General features: G+C 44.7%; 14 protein-coding genes. All 14 read left to right on the forward strand.

The features are described 5' to 3' along the window. Positions 1–9 precede the first annotated feature (9 nt). The 14 genes from Selli1_RS06700 to Selli1_RS06765 all read left to right on the forward strand — a co-directional run bounded on the left by Selli1_RS06700 (position 10) and on the right by Selli1_RS06765 (position 18,645). A complete protein-coding gene (locus Selli1_RS06700; protein ID WP_087168360.1) occupies positions 10–273 on the forward strand; it encodes an HPr family phosphocarrier protein in 264 nt (87 codons plus the stop codon). 28 nt (positions 274–301) lie between these two features. After that, the gene (leuA, locus tag Selli1_RS06705; RefSeq protein ID WP_087252532.1) at positions 302–1,960 is read left to right on the forward strand and encodes a 2-isopropylmalate synthase; all 1,659 of its coding nucleotides are present in this window, start codon (positions 302–304) and stop codon (positions 1,958–1,960) included. A gap of 135 nt (positions 1,961–2,095) precedes the next feature. Continuing rightward, the gene (locus Selli1_RS06710) at positions 2,096–2,992 is read left to right on the forward strand and encodes a nucleotidyltransferase family protein (RefSeq protein WP_281872547.1); all 897 of its coding nucleotides are present in this window, start codon (positions 2,096–2,098) and stop codon (positions 2,990–2,992) included. Positions 2,993–3,032: 40 nt separating this feature from the next. After that, the gene (locus Selli1_RS06715) at positions 3,033–5,597 is read left to right on the forward strand and encodes an NlpC/P60 family protein (protein ID WP_281872548.1); all 2,565 of its coding nucleotides are present in this window, start codon (positions 3,033–3,035) and stop codon (positions 5,595–5,597) included. A gap of 11 nt (positions 5,598–5,608) precedes the next feature. Beyond that, positions 5,609–8,080 (forward strand): C39 family peptidase, encoded by a 2,472-nt coding sequence (locus Selli1_RS06720; RefSeq protein ID WP_281872549.1) that lies wholly within the window; start codon positions 5,609–5,611, stop codon positions 8,078–8,080. A 247-nt stretch (positions 8,081–8,327) separates the two neighbouring features. Further along, complete coding sequence (locus tag Selli1_RS06725) at positions 8,328–9,719, forward strand: sugar transferase (protein ID WP_087168355.1); 1,392 nt, start codon at positions 8,328–8,330, stop codon at positions 9,717–9,719. Between the two features lie 6 nt (positions 9,720–9,725). Continuing rightward, the gene (gene glf / locus Selli1_RS06730) at positions 9,726–10,823 is read left to right on the forward strand and encodes a UDP-galactopyranose mutase (RefSeq protein WP_281872551.1); all 1,098 of its coding nucleotides are present in this window, start codon (positions 9,726–9,728) and stop codon (positions 10,821–10,823) included. A gap of 12 nt (positions 10,824–10,835) precedes the next feature. Next, complete coding sequence (locus Selli1_RS06735; protein ID WP_087168353.1) at positions 10,836–11,900, forward strand: glycosyltransferase family 2 protein; 1,065 nt, start codon at positions 10,836–10,838, stop codon at positions 11,898–11,900. After that, positions 11,900–12,967: a glycosyltransferase family 2 protein gene (locus Selli1_RS06740; RefSeq protein ID WP_281872552.1), complete on the forward strand. Its 1,068-nt coding sequence runs from the start codon at positions 11,900–11,902 to the stop codon at positions 12,965–12,967. Before Selli1_RS06735 ends, Selli1_RS06740 begins: the two co-directional genes overlap by 1 nt. Positions 12,968–12,977: 10 nt before the next feature. Next, positions 12,978–14,120, forward strand: coding sequence for a CDP-glycerol glycerophosphotransferase family protein (locus Selli1_RS06745; protein ID WP_182466479.1), 1,143 nt, complete (start codon positions 12,978–12,980; stop codon positions 14,118–14,120). A gap of 9 nt (positions 14,121–14,129) precedes the next feature. After that, positions 14,130–14,807 (forward strand): hypothetical protein, encoded by a 678-nt coding sequence (locus tag Selli1_RS06750; RefSeq protein WP_191434175.1) that lies wholly within the window; start codon positions 14,130–14,132, stop codon positions 14,805–14,807. A 20-nt stretch (positions 14,808–14,827) separates the two neighbouring features. Continuing rightward, on the forward strand, positions 14,828–16,168 hold the full coding sequence (locus Selli1_RS06755) for an O-antigen polymerase (RefSeq protein ID WP_158099225.1): 1,341 nt from the start codon (positions 14,828–14,830) through the stop codon (positions 16,166–16,168). Continuing rightward, complete coding sequence (locus tag Selli1_RS06760; protein ID WP_281872553.1) at positions 16,146–17,561, forward strand: lipopolysaccharide biosynthesis protein; 1,416 nt, start codon at positions 16,146–16,148, stop codon at positions 17,559–17,561. The genes Selli1_RS06755 and Selli1_RS06760 overlap by 23 nt, the downstream gene beginning before the upstream one ends. 16 nt (positions 17,562–17,577) lie before the next feature. Continuing rightward, positions 17,578–18,645 carry a glycosyltransferase family 2 protein gene (locus Selli1_RS06765; RefSeq protein ID WP_138372390.1) on the forward strand — a complete coding sequence of 356 codons (1,068 nt, stop codon included), beginning with the start codon at positions 17,578–17,580 and terminating at the stop codon, positions 18,643–18,645. Positions 18,646–18,653 lie beyond the last annotated feature (8 nt).

The following is an 18,653-nucleotide window of genomic DNA, read 5'->3' on the forward strand; positions in this document are numbered from 1 at the left end:
GGGAATACTATGGTTAGCCGGAAAGTAGTTGTAAGCAATCCTACGGGACTTCATCTGAGGCCCGCAGGACTGTTCTGTAAGACTGCGGTTGAATTTCGGTGCAGTGTAAAGTTCCGTACGAATAAAGGCGAGAGCAATGCAAAAAGTGTTCTCAGTGTTCTTGGAGCCTGTGTGAAATGCGGAGATGAACTGGAGATCATCTGTGACGGAGAAGATGAAAAACAGGCACTTGAGACAATGGTGGCACTTGTTGAGAGCGGACTGGGAGAATAGAGACAGAAGAATGAGGAGTGTGATTGGAATGCTGAATTATCAGAGATACAGGAGGGTGCCGGTTGTTCCGTATCCAGAACGGACCTGGCCGGATAAACAGATCGAAAAAGCACCGGTATGGTGCAGCGTGGATTTAAGAGATGGAAACCAGGCATTGATTGAACCAATGGTTGTAGAAGAAAAAATAGAGATGTTTAACCTGCTTGTCAAACTTGGGTTTAAGGAGATCGAAGTAGGATTTCCGTCTGCTTCCCAGATTGAGTATGATTTTCTGCGGAAACTGGTGGATGAAAATCTGATTCCGGATGATGTATGGATTCAGGTGCTTGTACAGTGCAGAGATCATCTTGTGCAGAGAACATTTGAGTCTCTCAAAGGAGTGAAGAATGCGATCGTACATATCTACAACTCTACGTCCACCCTTCAGAGGGAAGTTGTATTCAAAAAGGGAAAAGAAGAAATTAAAGAAATTGCCCTTGATGGAACAAGGATGGTAAAAAAATACGCGGAGGACTTTGAGGGGAATTTAAGGCTGGAATATTCCCCGGAAAGCTTTACCGGAACAGAACTTGATTATGCTCTGGAAGTGTGTGAGGCTGTTCAGAAAGAATGGGGAGCGACAAAAGAGAAACCTATCATCATTAACCTTCCGGCTACTGTGGAAATGACAACACCGAATGTGTATGCAGATCAGATTGAGTGGATGAACCGCCATTTCAGCGACAGGGAAAGCGTGATTCTCAGCATTCATCCGCATAATGACAGAGGAACCGGTGTTGCCGCGACCGAGCTCGCACTCCTCGCAGGAGCAGACAGAGTGGAGGGAACGCTTTTTGGAAACGGAGAGAGAACAGGAAACCTGGATATTCTCACCGTTGCTTACAATATGTTCTCACAGGGTATTAATCCGGAGCTGAATATCGAAAATGTGACAGAGATCAAAGAAGTTTACGAAAGATGCAGCAAGATGGATGTTCCGATGCGTCATCCATATGCCGGAAAGCTGGTGTTCACTGCATTTTCAGGTTCTCATCAGGATGCCATCAACAAAGGTATGCAGGCAATGCATGAGAAGAATCAGGAATGGTGGGAAGTACCGTATCTTCCGATTGATCCATCCGACATCGGAAGAGAATATGAGCCGATTGTCCGGATCAACAGCCAGTCAGGAAAAGGCGGTGTAGCGTTTGTGATGGACAGCGAGTTCGGCTACAAGCTTCCGAAAAGGATGCACAAAGAGTTTGCAGATGTAATCCAGAAGATTGCGGAAGAACAGGGTGAAGTTGCACCGGCAACCATCATGGAAGTATTTGAAAAAGAATATCTGCGGAAAAAGACACCGTATGAATTCATTCGGGCAAAGGCAGAAGATGTGGCTGAAAATGAGACAGAAGTAGAAGTAGTATTCATGGCAGGTGAAGAATTAAAGAGTGCAAAAGCAGTAGGAAACGGTCCGCTTGCCGCACTTAAAAAGCTGATGGCAGACGAAACCGGCATGGATTTCACACTGGTGGATTATTCACAGCATGCACTGAGCAAAGGATCCGAGGCAAAGGCAGCTGCTTATATCTGTCTGCATGATAACCGCACCGGAAAAGAAACATACGGAGTTGGTGTCAGCGCTAATATTACGAGAGCAGGCTTCCGCGCATTCTTCAGCGCAGTTGACAGACTGATTGAAAATTAAGATACAGGGCAGGATATCCTGCCCTGTTTTGTTATGTTGTCAAAAATGAGAAATGGGCTGATGTGTCTGGTAGACAATTATTATAAAATTCAGTATAATGAAGAAAAATCTTAATTTATAAAAGGAGAAAAAGTGATGAGCAGAGCAGCTTTAGTGATTATGGCGGCCGGTATCGGCAGCAGATTTGGCGGAGGAATCAAACAGTTGGAGCCGGTAGGACCAAATGGAGAAATCATTATGGACTATTCAATCCGGGATGCCATAGAGGCCGGATTTGACAAAGTTGTATTTGTCATTCGAAAAGATCTGGAAAAAGATTTCAAAGAGGTCATCGGGGAACGGATTGAAAAACAGATTCCTGTTGAATATGCTTTTCAGGAGCTGGATGACATTCCGCAGGAATTTCAGGAAAAATTCCAGGGAAGAACAAAGCCTTGGGGAACAGGGCAGGCAATTCTGGCATGCCGGGGTAAGGTAACAGAGCCGTTTCTTGTTATCAATGCAGATGACTTCTACGGAAAAGAAGCATATGTGGAGGCATATCAGTATCTGAAAGAGAAAAAAGAAGCATCAGGAAAAGAGCCGATCTGCATGGTTGGATTCGTACTGAACAACACCTTGAGTGAAAACGGGGGAGTGACAAGGGGTGTCTGTGAGGTCGATGAAAACGGACATTTGACAAACATTGTGGAGACGCACAATATTATCAGAAAAGGAGAAAAGGCTGAGGCGGAAGACGGAGCAAAAGAGCTGGAGCTTGATGTTCCGGTATCCATGAATATGTGGGGACTGCAGCCGGAATTTCTTGATATTCTGGAAAAGGGATTTCATGAATTCCTTGAAACAACAAAAGCAGATGATCTGAAAGCAGAATATCTGCTTCCGACCATTATCGGAGGACTTCTGAAAGAGGGCAGGGCAGAAGTCACCGTGCTGAATTCAAAGGACAAGTGGTTTGGAGTCACTTATAAAGAGGACAAGGAAAGTGTGGTGAATGCTATCAAAGAACTGATTGAAAAGGGAATTTATTAAGGAGTAAAGAGTTATCAAAGGAAAGAGAGAGGGATCAGGAATGAGAAAAATGATGAAGTGCGCAGCAGCGTGGGTACTGGCGTTTGCGGTTGCACTGACGGCGGTTCCGGTGTCCTATGCAGAGGATTCGACCGGAAATCCAGAGGCAGAGTATACAGTACCATATGAAGCTGTGGAAGAGGAAAACGCAGTGGACCAGGAGTCTCAGAATGACCTGGCAGGTCAAGATGATCAGAATCCGGATTCTACGGAAGGAAGTGTTCTGGAAACAGAAAACGAGAAGGCAGGAGCAGAAGAAAATGTGGCACAGCAGACAACGCCGGGCGAAGGAGTAGAGACTGAGAATCCTGCAGCAGTGGATCCGGCAGTGGAGAGTGAAGAGCAGACGCAGCCGGCGGAAGACACACAGGCGGAGGCTGTACAGCAGCAGACAGAAACTGATGTGCAGGAAAAAGCAACACCTGAGACCGAACAGGAAGCTGTTTTGCCGGAACTTACCTATCGGACTCATGTGCAGGATATTGGCTGGCAGAGCTGGAAGAAGGACGGAGAGATGGCTGGAACCAGCGGACTTTACAAGCGGCTGGAAGCAATTGAGCTGAAGCTTTCAAAAAGCGATTATGAAGGAAGCATTGAATATCAGACCCATGTACAGAATATCGGCTGGCAGGGCTGGAAACGGGATGGACAGCTTTCCGGAACACAGGCAAGAGCACTTCGTCTGGAAGCCATCAGGATCCGTCTGACCGGGGAAATCGCGGAGTATTATGATATATACTATCGGGTACATATTCAGAATTATGGATGGCTTCCATATGTAAAGAACGGGGCGGCAGCAGGAAGTGAGGCCTTTGGACTCAGGCTGGAAGGCATCGAAGTTAAACTGGTGAAAAAGGATGAAGGCACGGCACCGGCTGTCGGATATGGTTTTTTGAAAAATGTGCTTTATTATTCCGGCCATGTCCAGACACTTGGAAATGTAAAAGAGGTTAAATCCGGAAGCGTTCTGGGAACAGTAGGACAGTATAAGCGGATGGAGGCTCTTTCTGTCCGGCTGAAAGGGATGGACGGATATGCGTCGGGAAATATCCGCTATCAGGCCCATGTGCAGAATATTGGCTGGCAGGGCTGGAAACAGAACGGAAGCAGTGCCGGAACAACCGGAAAGGCGCTGCGCCTGGAAGCGGTTCAGATTCAGCTTGACGGTGAAATCGCTCAGATTTACGATGTGTATTATCGGGTACATGTTCAGAATTACGGATGGCTGGGATGGGCTAAGAATGGAGCTGTATCAGGAACAAGCGGATTCGGCTACCGGATGGAGGCTATCCAGATTCAGCTGGTTCCGAAGGGATGGAAAGCCCCGGGATCTACAGCGCATGCTTATCTGAAAAAGTATACGAACAATGAACTGACCTATTCCGGACACGTTCAGAACGTGGGAAACGTAGCGGCAGTAAAGGGCGGTGCCACACTTGGAACCGTTGGAAAAGGAAGAAGGCTGGAAGGTTTTTCGATCAACCTGAATGATTCCGCAGATGGACTGGCGAAAGGAAGTATCCAGTACCGTGCCCATGTACAGGATATCGGCTGGCAGGGTTGGAAACAGGAAGGGACTCTTGCCGGAACAACCGGACAGGGAAAACGGATGGAGGCCGTTCAGATCAGACTGACCGGCGAACTGGCTTCCTACTATCACGTATATTATCGGGTTCATTCACAGTATTTCGGATGGCTGGGCTGGGCTAAGGATGGAGAGTCTGCCGGAACGAGCAGCCTGTCTCTGAGAATCGAAGCCATTCAGATTAAACTGGTGCCGAAAAAAGACAGTCAGAGTGCCTATCAGACAGGAAAGGCATACTATAATACGTATCGCTATCAGAATCCAAAGCAGTACCTCCAGATCAGACATGTGCAGAAGACGTTAAGCGGCGGCGGATATAATCTGAGCAGAGGATACATGGGCCTGAAAGTCTGGTATGTACAGAGAAAACTTGGACTTTCCGGAAGAAGGGCAATCATGGACTCCACGACCATCAACGCTGTAAGGAATTATCAGAGAAGGAACGGTCTTTCGGCGACAGGTGTGGTCGATCTGGCAACCTGGAAAAAGATGGGATATTCCGAGTCTGCATGGTATCATCTTGGAGCATACGCAAGTCCTCTGAAGACGAATCCGGCAAGCACACGCAGTGACTGTATCGAGGCTATGATCAGTACGGCGTATCAGTATCTTGGAAATCCATATATTATCGGAGCTTCAGGAGATCCGAATCACGGACTGGACTGCAGCGGCCTTGTTATGCAGGCACTGTATTCCGCAGGAATTGATCCGGCTCCGGTGAGTCCGATCCGCCATTCAAGACCGGGATACGAATATGAATGCAGGAATTTATGGAATCTCCCGATGAAACATGTTCCGTATTCACAGCGGCAGAGAGGAGATCTGATATTCTATAAGAGCGCAAATGGAACGATTATCCATGTGGCGATTTATCTCGGAAATAACAGGGTGATTGAGTCCTGGCCAAATAAAGTAGTAGTATGGCCGGTTCAGAATTCACACCGCTCCCTGATTGCAGGGGTCGCAAGACCATTTGTATAGGGAGGCGGAAAATGAGAAAACAGAAAAAACGGTTCATAGCGTGTATTCTGGCTCTGACACTGGCAGGAGGACAGCTTGTTCCGGCATCGGCCGCCGGAACAGACCAGATGCCTGCACAGGAAAAGACAGTTGGTACTGTGGAAGAAACGCAGGAAAATCAGGAGACAGATCTGACGGATCAGGGAGACATGGCAGAATCCGGTGAAAATCCGGATATGGATCCGGCGGAAGACGCAGATGCCCCGGATTCTGTTCAGGATGATACTGACAGCAGCCAGGATGATGCCGGAAGCACTGAGGAACAGGACCCGGAAGCCGGAGCCGGTGAAGAGGAAGCTGGCAAGACAGGCGGGGAAACAGAGACTCTTCCGGATGGAGAAATCCCGGAAGACACAGATGAAACAACTCCGGATATGGATGCAGAAGGTCAGACAGAAGAAGCGGCAGAGGAAGAGCAGGATCTGCTGACACAGAGTCTGGAAGAACCGGTGGCAGGCGTGTCTTATCAGATATCCGGACAGAGTAATATGGAAAAACCCGTGATGGACGGTGCTGTGGCGGGCCGGCCGGGATCCGGACAGAGAATAGAGGGGATTTCCATAAAGCTTTATACAAAAGAAGGGGAGGAACAGCCTGCCGGAGGAATCCGGTACCGGGCCCATGTACAGAATATCGGCTGGATGGACTGGGTCAGTGATGACGATTATGCCGGAACAAAGGGACAATCCCTTCGGATGGAAGCAGTACAGATCGAATTGACAGGTGAAATAAAAGAGCAGTATGACGTGTATTATACAACCTATGTCCAGAACATCGGCTGGCTCGGCTGGGCGAAGAACGGACAGAGCTCCGGAACAGAAGCTTTTTCACGGCAGGTCGAAGCAATTCGGATCTTCCTGGTGGAGAAAGGAAGCGAAGCGCCTGGAGAAAATCAGGGATATTTTGTAAAAGGACTTCCATCTTCCGCATTATCCGCCACAGCACATATTCAGATATACGGCGACCGGACGACAACGGGTTCTGGAAAGTTGATTGGAACGACCGGAGAGAAAAAGCGGATGGAAGGTCTCAGGCTGACTATAAAAGGAGCCGGGGAATCCGGTTGTCCGTCCGGAGGAATCCGGTACCGCGCCCACGTCCAGAATATCGGCTGGCAGGGCTGGAAACAAAATGGTGAACTGGCAGGTACGAAAGGAAAGTCGCTCAGAATGGAAGCGATCCAGATTGAGCTGACGGGAGAACTTGCCAGATATTATGATGTATACTATTCTGCTCATGTTCAGCAGCTTGGGTGGCTTGGCTGGGCGAAAAACGGTGAGAGCGCCGGAACCGAAGCTTTTTACTATCGGATGGAGGCAATGAAAATCTGTCTGGTCAAAAAAGGTGATCCGGCACCGGGAACAGCCGGAAATGCGTTTTGTAAAGGGTACAGCACGGGAAATCTGAAGTATTCCGGTCATGTGCAGAATATCGGGAATACCCGTGAAGTCACAAATAATCAGATTCTTGGTACGGTCGGGAAGAGTCTTCGGATGGAAGCTTTGAAAATCCGGTTGACGAATGCAGCCATGAATGGAAGATCCGGAGGAATTCAGTACCGCGCCCATGTGCAGAATATCGGCTGGCAGGGCTGGAAACAGAATGGAGCCCTTGCGGGGACAACCGGCAGGGCGCTTCGTATGGAGGCGGTTCAGATTCAACTGACCGGAGAGATCGCAAAGTACTACGATATTTACTACCGTGCCCATGTCCAGAATTTTGGCTGGCTTGGGTGGGCGAAAAATGGTCAGAGTGCCGGAACGACAGGATACGGATATCGTATGGAGGCACTCCAGATCCAGATGGTTCCCAAAGGAGGAAATGCTCCGGCAAATTCAGGATACTATAAACAGTATACGGGGAAGAAGTCATTAAATGTACCTTTGACCTATCAGAATCCAAAGTATCCGAACGGGTGTGAGGCAATTTCTTTATATATGGTACTTCGGTATTATGGGTATATGCTGACGACAAATGATGTCTGTAATAAATATCTTCCAAGAGGGCCGCTTCATTCCACAAATCCATATGCGGCCTATATGGGGAATCCGGGCTCACTGACAGGCGGTTATGGATGCTGGGCCCCGGTGATCTGCCAGACGGCGGCGAACTATTTCAAGGCGGTCAACGTGAAAAACAGATCTGCCAAAAATATTACCGGAACATCGCTTGAAGGACTGTTTCAGTATATTGACAAGGGAATGCCGGTTGTTGTGTGGGGAACCCTCAATATGGGAAGTACGACATGGTTCCGGGCAGGAAGAAAAAATGGTGTTACCTTTTACTGGCCGTCCAGAGCCCACTGTGTCGTTCTGACCGGCTATGATAAAAACAGAAAAGTGGTAAAAGTCAATGATCCTATCCGGGGAAAAGTAGAATACAGCTTTTCGAGTTTTGAAAAAGCGTATAGGACCATGAACAGAAATGCAATGGTAATACAGTAAACGAGGAAAACAAGGAGAAATCTTTTACGGGATTCTCCTTGTTTTTTATTTTCACAAAAATTTCAGAAAATTGATAAATGAAGAAAAGTATGACAATACATTGGAAAAGATAAAGGCTTAGAAAGGATTTTGAGAAAAAAGTGTTACAAAATTATTACAAGATAAGAAATTTTTAAGGTCTAAAAACTTGCGGAAAGTATGGAAATCTTATATAATATAGGAAGTTTGTAGACCAGAGAGGTGTTTTATGAAACGAGAACTGAAAAAATTTGAGTCAACCATGTGGCTGTGCATCAAATTGTTGCTATATATTTTATTGATGGGCACCTTTATGTTTATTATGTCCAGAGAAAATAAGGCTCTCGGCGTACTTTCCAGAACGATGGGAATTACGTTTTCCACATACTGCATTGTAGGGCTTTTGTTTCTCAGCATTTACGGCAAGTATGATGTAGGCCGGAGAAAGAGTAAACCGATCATCTATTCACTTTCTCTGGCTGTTTTGTTCACGGACATTGTGACGTATATTCAGCTGATGATTATGAATACGATTACTCCAAGCATTTATGCATTCCGGCTCGACAGCATCGGGTCTCTGATTTTGAGTTTTATTGTTCAGGTCATTATTATTATCATCTTTGCGTATGCCGGAAACGGACTGTTTTTTACGATTCACAAGCCGGAGAGCTGCTGTATCGTAACATCTTCTCAGGAAAGCCTTGATAATATTGTAAGAGGAATTCTGAAATATAAAAAACAGTATAAAATCGACTATATCATGGACTATAGAGATAGACATCTTCTTGAGACGGTAAAGAAAGCCGATACCGTGTTTATTCATGACGTTCCGCTTGAGGTCAGAAGTAAAATAGTAAGATTTTGTTATAAGTATAAGATCAATATTTATTTTAATCCGGAAATCGAGGATATTGTTGAGATGAGTGCCAAATACTATCTTCTGGACGATGTTTCCGTTCTGAATGCCAATGTCAAAGCCTGGACGATGGAACAGCGTGTTATGAAGAAACTTCTGGATATGTCTCTTGCGATTGTTCTTGGAATCGTAACTTCTCCAATCTGGATTGTCAGTGCAATTGCGATCAAAGCATATGATGGAGGACACATTTTTTTCAAGCAGAAGCGTGCGACATTAAACGGACGTGTTTTTGAAGTGTACAAATTCCGGACGATGAAAGAAAATGTAGAAAATCACTCTGTAACAGATGACGATGACCGGATTACCAAACCGGGAAGAATTCTTAGGAAAATCCGGATGGACGAGCTGCCTCAGCTGATCAATATCTTAAAAGGGGATATGAGTTTTGTAGGACCTCGTCCGGAGATGCTGGAAAATGTGGAGGCGTACGAGGAAGAACTTCCGGAATTCCGTTACAGACTCCGGGTGAAGGCGGGACTGACCGGATATGCGCAGATTGCGGGGAAATATAATACATCACCAAAAGACAAGCTGATCATGGACATGATCTATATTGAAGAATTCAATATTTTGCGCGATATTCAGCTGATTTTCCAGACGGCGATTGTCCTTCTGAAATCGGACAGCACGGAGGCGTTCCGGACAGGCGAAACAAGTCAATATATTTTTAAAGAAGCAGAAGAAACGGAAGCGGAGGAATAACAGGATATGAAAAAGTATGATTATGTGATTGTAGGCGGAGGGTTATTTGCAGGTACTTTTGCGTACTTTGCAAAAAAAGCAGGGAAGACCTGCCTGATTGTGGAAAAAAGAGAAACTCTCGGAGGGAATCTTTACTGTGAGGATATCGAGGGAATTCATGTACACAAATATGGCGCCCATATTTTCCATACAAGCAACAGGAAAGTATGGGATTTTGTCAATTCTCTTGTAGAGTTTAACCGTTATACGAATTCTCCTGTCGCAAACTACAAAGGCGAAATTTACAATATGCCGTTCAATATGAATACTTTCAGTAAGATGTGGGGAATTGCGACTCCAAAAGAGGCGGAAGAAATCATCAACAGACAGAAGGCCGCAGTCAAGGGAGAACCGAAAAACCTGGAGGAGCAGGCCATCAGCCTTGTAGGAGAGGATATTTATAAAAAACTCATCAAAGGATACACGGAAAAACAGTGGGGCAGAGACTGTAAAGATCTTCCGGCGTTTATCATTAAGCGCCTTCCGGTGAGATATACCTACGATAATAACTATTTTAACGATCTTTATCAGGGAATTCCGATCGGCGGGTACAATGTTTTGATTAACGCTCTGTTTGAAGGATGCGATGTAGAGGTTGGCGTTGACTATAACGAGGAAAAAGAGAAATACAATGCACTGGGTGAAAAGGTACTCTATACCGGAATGCTGGATGCATATTACGGATATCGTTTTGGAAAGCTGGAGTACCGGAGTCTGAAATTTGAGACGGAAGTGCTTGATGAGAAAAATCATCAGGGTGTGGCGGTTGTCAATTATACCGACAGAGAAACTCCGTATACCCGGATTATTGAGCATAAGCATTTTGAATTTGGAACTCAGGAGAAAACTGTGATTACCAAAGAATATCCGACCGACTGGGAAGAGGGTATGGAGCCGTATTATCCGGTTAATGACGATAAAAATCAGGAACTTTATCAGAAATACAGAAACCTTGCGGATGAGGAACATCTGCTTCTTGGCGGAAGACTTGCGGAGTACAAATATTATGACATGGACAAAGTGATTGAATCCGCATTTCAGCTTGTGGAAAAAGAATTACAGTAGGAGAGCGTGATTATGGGAGAAAATAAAATCAAAGTCAGTGTCATTATGCCTGTCTATAAGGTAGAAGAATATGTAGGAAAGGCGATTGAGAGCATTCAGGCCCAGACATTAAAAGACTGGGAATTTTTGATCGTCGATGACGGAACTCCGGACCGGAGCGGTGAAATCTGCGATGCCTATGCCGCAGAAGATGAGAGAATTCATGTGATCCATAAAGAAAACGGGGGAGCTCCAAGTGCCAGAAATACAGCAATTGATATTGCAAAAGGGGAATACATGTATTTCATGGATTCCGATGACTGGGCAGAGCCGACCATGCTGGAAGATATGTACAAGCTTGCAAAACGTGATAACGCTCAGCTTGTCGTGGCAGGATTTTATATCGATACCTACTACGATAAAGAGAATTATGTGACAGATGACTATGTGGTGGAGGATGCCGTATATCCGGACAAAGAGTCTTTCCGCCGCAATGCCTACAAACTGTTCGATAAAAACCTGCTCTACACACCGTGGAACAAGCTTTTTGAATCCAGATACATCATGGAAAACAATCTTCGGTTTCCGGAAACATTCTGGGATGATTTCCCGTTTAATGTCAGCATTGTAAGAAACGTAGAACGGGTGACAGTGACTCACAGACAGTACTACCATTTTCTCCGGGCACGTTCCGAATCCGAGACAGCGGCTTACCGCCCGGGAATGTACGAAAAACGGGAAGAAGAACATGGCTGGATGATGGATCTTTATAAGGAATGGCATGTCGGAGACGCGAGAAGCAAAGAGATGATCGCCAGAAGATATATTGAACGCTTTATCGGATGCGTGGAAAATGTCACCAACCCGAAATGTGATATGACAGAAAAAGAAAAACGGGACGAGATCAAAAAGATGCTGGCAAATCCAAGAGTAGAGAAAATGGTCAGAATCGCGAGACCAAGATCTTCCTATATGAAGGTAATGCTTTTGCCGGTACGCTGGAAGAGCACATGGCTTACTTATCTTGAGGCGAAAGTGATTACATTTGTAAAAACAAAGAACACGAAACTGTTTACAAAATTAAAGGCGGGAAGATAATGGAAAAGAGACAACCGTGGATCAGTGTGGTGATGCCGGTGTATAATGCACAGGACTATCTTGCTGACAGTATCGAAAGCGTTTTAAATCAGAGTTTTCGTGATCTGGAGCTGATTGTTGTCGATGACTGTTCCAGTGACAACAGCCGTGAAGTCTGCAAAAGATATGTGGAACAGGACGAGCGGGTACGTCTGATACAGCTGAAAGAAAATATCGGAGCCGGAATGGCAAGAAACCGTGGAATTCAGGCGGCGTCAGGCAGATACCTTGCATTTATGGATGCGGACGATATCATCGAGACAGGGCTGTATAAAAAAGCGGTGGACGCTTCGGAAGACGGCCGGGTTGATATGATCGTCTGGGGAGCAACAGAGCGGTTTTACAACTCAGACGGCGACGTTGTTTCCGAGAACCCGATTCTGCCGGAAAAAGGGATTTGGAAAGAAAAAAGGGAGATTGCGTCTGAGGCATTGACACTGGAAAAGAATACACTGCTGGGATACCAGTGGAATAAATTGTACAGAAGAGAGACTGCGGAAAAATATGAAATCCGTTTTGAGAAAGCAGTGCTCTATGAAGATTTCTTTTTTACAATAAGAATGCTGGAACATTCAGAATCGCTGGCGGCAGTCGATACAGCAGGATACATTTATAATAAACGGTTTAACGGGAGCATTACTACAAAGTTTGTAAAGGAGTATTTTGAACTCAGCAGACGGAGAGTTTATGAAATGTACCGCTTCTGTCAGAGGAGAGACATTCTTGAAGAAGCAGTAGATATACTCGGAGTAATTTATCTGAGATACATTCTTTCCGGACTGATGCGGAACGCAGATCCGCAGTCAAAGATGAAAGGAAGCCAGCAAAAGACATGGGTACATTGCGTGGCCAGGGATGAACTGTATCTGAGAACGGCAGCAATGTGCAGGGTGGAAAATCCGGCACTGAAGCTTCTGCAGAACAGCCTGAATAAAAAAAGAATCCAATCCTGTCTGCTTCTTGGAAAAGGTGTATATGAGGCCAGAAAATACGGGCCTCTTCTGTTTGAAAAAATCAAAAGAAAGTAAGGGTGAATCTATGAAACACATCAAACTGTGGATTGTGTACATTCTGAGATTTGTCTGCAAAGGGATATATTTGATACCGGTGAAAAAGAGAAGAATATACCTTTCAGCAAACAGAGGAACTTCGCTTTCCTGTAACCCGTGGTATATATTTGAATATATGCGGGAAAAGTATCCGGGTATATTTGAGTACATCTGGGAATATGACAAAGAGGCGGAACCGATGGACCGGGTAAAGTATGTAAAACCGCATACAGCCGCCTCCATTTACTATATGCTGACATCAGGGATTATTATCAGTAATGACGGGATCGGAAGTTTTATCCCGAAACGGAAAAGCCAGTGCTTTATTAATACCTGGCATGGAGGAGGAGCATATAAAAGAGTTGGAGGAGATACCATTCCGGATCCGAATGACCCGGAAGTGAAGATCAACCGGATCTGCGGCGGTCAGACGGACGTCTTTTTATCCGGATGCAAAAAATTTACGGAGGTCATGCATATTGCAAAGGCAGTCCCGACGGATCGGTTTCTTGAATGTGGAATGCCAAGAAATGATTTCCTTATCAATGGAACTGACAAAGATATCAAAGGAAAAGTATACCGGTATTTCGGCCTGGATCCGGAAAAGAAAATCGTATTGTTTGCACCGACATACCGTGGTGTGGAAGGAAATGCCAATTTTGATCTTGAGATCGATGTGGAAGGCTGCCTCAAAGCGCTGCAGGACAGATTCGGCGGTGAGTGGGTCTTTCTCATGAGAAAACATCATTTTGTGGAACATGTAAAAACGGACGGCTGCATTGATGCCGGTGATTATCCGGATATGCAGGAGCTTCTGTATACAGTGGATGTATTTATTACAGATTATTCTTCCACGATATGGGATTACTCACTGACAAAGAAACCGGGATTTTTATTTGCTCCGGATTTTGACAAATATGAGCAGGAACGGAATTTCTATTCTGATCCGGCAACATGGGCATTCCCGATCGCAAAGACCAATCCGGAGCTCCAGAGGCTGATCCGGGAATACGACGACGAGGAAAGCCGGGAAAAGATCCGGAAGCATCATGAACTTCTTGGAGACACAGAAAGCGGACACGCATCTGAGATAGTATGCAGGAAAATAATACAATTTATCAAAAGACAGTAAGGAGAAAGTATGAAAACAGCAGGAAAAATATTAAAAAAATGCTGGCTGAAAATGGTCATAGTTTTTGTTTTGGTAACAGCAGTTGCCTTTGGAGTAATGAGATTTGCCCAGAATAATGATGTAAAAGAACAAAGAGAAAATCTGACAGTGGGCGCTGTCCTGAAATTTGATATTACTACATATACATATCTTGGAGACGGAACAGCATCTGTTTATGATTATGTGAGTGTATGGCAGAATGAAGATCTGCTCAGTGACTGTGTGGAGCTTCTGGATCAGGGAGATGCAATCCGCACTCTGGATCCTGAGTGGGATGATAAAAATGCCAAATCCAAAAAGGAATGGATCAATGAAAATATCCGGCTTCAGAGACTGGCCACATCTACTATGTATAATATTACTTATAACACAGAGGTTACAGAGGACAGTGTGGAAAGCCAGAAGGAGGCTGCAAGGGAAGTAATTAACTCTTATGTGGAATATGCAGGATCCATTGCGGCGCTTTCAGATGAAAATATTAAGTATGATGTTGCTAAGGAAATTATGAACGAGGAGCCGATCTTTACGCAGGGAGAAGAAAAGGTCAATACGATTTTAGAACTGGGCGTAGGTGCGGTTCTTGGTATCCTTGTATCAGCAACGTATTTCGGAATCAAGGTTATCAGAAGCGATAAGAAGGCAAGATAGGCAAAGGAGAAGGGATGCTTATGAGCAGTTATGTATTGTTGGCAGCGTTATGTCTCCTGCTGATCATAGCCCTGATCATATCCAGAAAGGATATTTTGTCTCCGTTTGCTGTTTCCACGATCATGTTTTTGATCAGTACCGGAGTAGCAGTAGTTTATATGTCAAAATGGCAGTTTTCCCTGTCATATGTGACGGTATTTATTATTATTTCCGCGCTTCTTATATTCGGGGCTGGAGAGGTCTTTTCAAAAAAAGTCTGCGGGTGCCTGTTTAAGAAAGAGCCGGAAATCCGTCTGGACAGAGTTGAGATACCGACGGGACTCACGATTGTCATTATTCTTCTTATGTGTGTATTTCTTCTATACGCCTTCCGTACAATTTATGCATTGTCAGTACAGGGCGGAAATGCGGAAGGATACGGAGCAATGATGACCTATGCAAGAAGAATGACCTTGCAGGAAGGCTACAGCAGAAGCAGAGGGCTGAATCATATTCTTGTTTTTTCAAAGGCGCTATCTTATATTTTCGGATGGGCGGCTCTCCACAATTTTGTGTACCGCAGATTCAAAAAGACTGACTGTCTCTATGCCGTTCCCGTTGTGCTGGGATTTGGCATCTATGCGGTTGGAACAGTGACCCGTGGATTTGCCATCGAGTGGATTGCGTACTATCTCATGCTGTATCTTTTGATGTGCAGTAAAAAGAACCGTTGGAAAAGTATTAATATCTGGAAGATTGCTCTTGTTGGCGGGGGAGCGCTTGCGCTTTTCCTTGTACTGTTTATTTTCCTCGGGATGGCTGCAAACCGGTTTAATCTGGCTTCTATTGTGGATACGATCGCGTTTTATACGGGACTTTCGATTCCGTCTCTGGATCATTACATCGCAAATCATATTCCGGTTTCACAGATCGTTGGAAGTGAAACTTTGTACGGAGTTTATGCCGTGCTGAATAAACTGGGAATGAGTGATGTCAGCATGAACATGGCACTGGAATTTATCAGTTTTAACGGTGTGGAAGGGAATGTATTTACTTCGCTGAGAAGATATATTAATGATTTTGGCTATGTGGGACTTTATATTGTACAGTTCTATCTGGGAGTATTCTATGGATTCTTTTATAACTTCGTGAAGAAACAGTCGTCGGAAGGCCCGATGATTGTATATGCGATCTTTGCGTATCCGCTGGTTATTCAGGCCATAGAAGAAAAGTTCTTTTCTGCATATGTTGCGGTTGGAACTGTAAATCTGTTTATTTATATGATTGTCAGCTATTTAGTGGTATTAAAAATTCCGCAGCTTCTGAAAGAATATAGACAACGAAAAAAGGGCGTAGGATATGAAAACAGGAAAACTAATTAAAAACCTATCATATTCCGTAGTGGCAAACGGGACAAACACTCTGGTTTCTTTGATTCTGGTGCTGTTTGTTCCGAAAATACTTGGAGTGAAAGAATATTCATACTGGCAGCTGTATCTGTTTTATGCATCTTATGTCGGTTTCTTCCACTTCGGATGGGCAGACGGAGTATATTTGAAGTTTGGCGGGAAAAAGTATGAAGAGCTGGATAAAGGCTATTTTCACTCACAGTTCTGGCTTTTGACAATTTTTGAAATTGTGCTTGCAGCGGTTTTCGCAGGTTGTACAATTCTGTTCAGCGAGGATTCAAACCGGGAAATGGTCCTTCTGGCAGTGGCATTATGCTGTGTGCTTCAGATTCCGAGGACATTTCTTCAGTATCTTCTGCAGACGACAAACAGAATTGTAGACTATGCCAGAAACTACCTTTTGGAAAAAATTGTACACGCGCTTCTGGTGATCGGATTTCTTATTGCGGGTGTCAGAAGCTTTCAGATACTGATAGGGGCAGATCTGTTTGCAAGAGGTCTGACTCTTGTTCTGCTTTCAAGAGAATGTAAAGATATCGTGAAGGGGAAAATGCTTGACTGGGCAGGCGGGATCCGTGAGGCATGGGATAATGTGTCCATCGGTATTAAACTGATGATTGCCAATATTGCAGGCCAGCTCCTTGTCGGTATTGTCAGATTTGCGATAGAGAACCACTGGTCCGTTGAAGTTTTCGGAAGGGTATCACTGACAATTACAGCATCTAATCTGCTGCTTGCCTTTATCAGTGCTGTCAGCATTGTAATCTATCCGATGCTGAAAAACATGGATGAAAATCATTATGTTGAAATTTATGTGAAGATGAGAAATATTCTGATGATTTTCGTTCTGGGACTTCTGATTATCTATTATCCGGCGCGTGTCATACTGTCCTGGTGGCTTCCGAAATATGCGGAAAGTCTCCGGTATATGGCACTGCTGTTCCCGATGTGTGTATTTGAAAGCAAATTAACGCTGCTGATCAGCACATATTTAAAAGCATTGAGAAAAGAAAAAGAGTTTATGATTATCAACTGGATTTCCGTGGCGATTACACTGGTGGCAACCGGAATTTCGGTTTATGTGCTGGATAATCTGACACTGGCGATTGCAATGCTTCCGGTACTGATGGGAATCCGCTGCTGTATCGGAGAAAGCCTGCTGGCAAAAACTCTTCGTTTCTCTTTGTGGAAAGACATGACTGCCGAATGTGTTCTGGCAGGAGGATTTATTCTTCTGAGCTGGAATATAGAATCCTGGCTTTCAACCGTTCTGTATCTGTGTATGTATATCATATACGTAATCTGGAAACGGGATTTTATAAAAGTGATGATTCAGGAAGTTAAAAACAGAATTCAAAACAGGTAAATCCAGAGGAAGATTGATGATGAAAGTAAGTGTAATCATGCCGGTGTACAACGGCGAAAAATTTTTAGAAACAACGGTAAAAACAATATTGGATCAGTCCCTGGATGATTTGGAACTGATTCTGGTTAATGACGGATCAAAAGATGGCTCTGCGAAAATGTGTGATGAATTTGCGCAGATGGATCCGAGAGTCAGAGTGATCCATCAGAAAAATCAGGGCATATGCGGGGCAAGGAATACCGGTCTGAATGCAGCCAGAGGAGAGTATATTGCATTTGCCGATCAGGATGATGACTGTCTTCCGGGGTGGCTGAGCGACAATTATGAAGTGGCAAAAGAATACGATGCGGATCTTGTAAAATCAGGCCGTATTGCGGAGACGATCGATGAAAACGGGAATCTTCTGAAAAAGGATGTCAGAGAACTGCAGAAGAAATTTTATGACCGTGAAGAACTGAAAAAAGCATATTTCGAACTCAGGGATAAGAATGTATTTTCCCCTGTATGGGACGGGCTGTTCCGGAGGGAAGTGATCCAGAAGCATCAGATTCATTTCAGAACCGAGTTCAAACAGGGAGAGGAAGATACTGCTTTTTGTCTTGAGTTCCTGGCTTGTGTAAACCGTTTTGCGACTAACACCGGTGTATATTTTAAACACTATGAGAGATATGCTACCAGTACATCCAGTGTATTTAATATTGAAAGTCTGAACGGGCTGGTCCGTTCGGCCGTGATTGAAGAGAAAGTACTGGAAAAAATGGGAATTGACCGGAAAAGTGACAAAGCACTTTTGAGCAGTGCCAAGCATCATTTGATTCCGGTTCTTGTGCAGCTGTATCATAGAAACTGTAACTGGAATATGAAACAAAGGACAGGCTATATCAGAAAGCTTCATGATGTGCCGGCATTCCAGTATGGGATGAGCCGCGAACTCTTTAAAAGAATCTGGGCACAGGACCGGAAGAAAGCGGTCATTCTGCATGAATTTGTAAAGGGACATGACAGAACGGTTACAATGATTGCCAGATTTTATAAAACCCTGCTGGAAAGAAAATTAAGAGCGACAGTCCGCAAATACGAATAATCTGGAGG

It is taken from the genome of Sellimonas catena (genome assembly GCF_027924685.1).
Classification (GTDB): domain Bacteria; phylum Bacillota; class Clostridia; order Lachnospirales; family Lachnospiraceae; genus Sellimonas; species Sellimonas catena.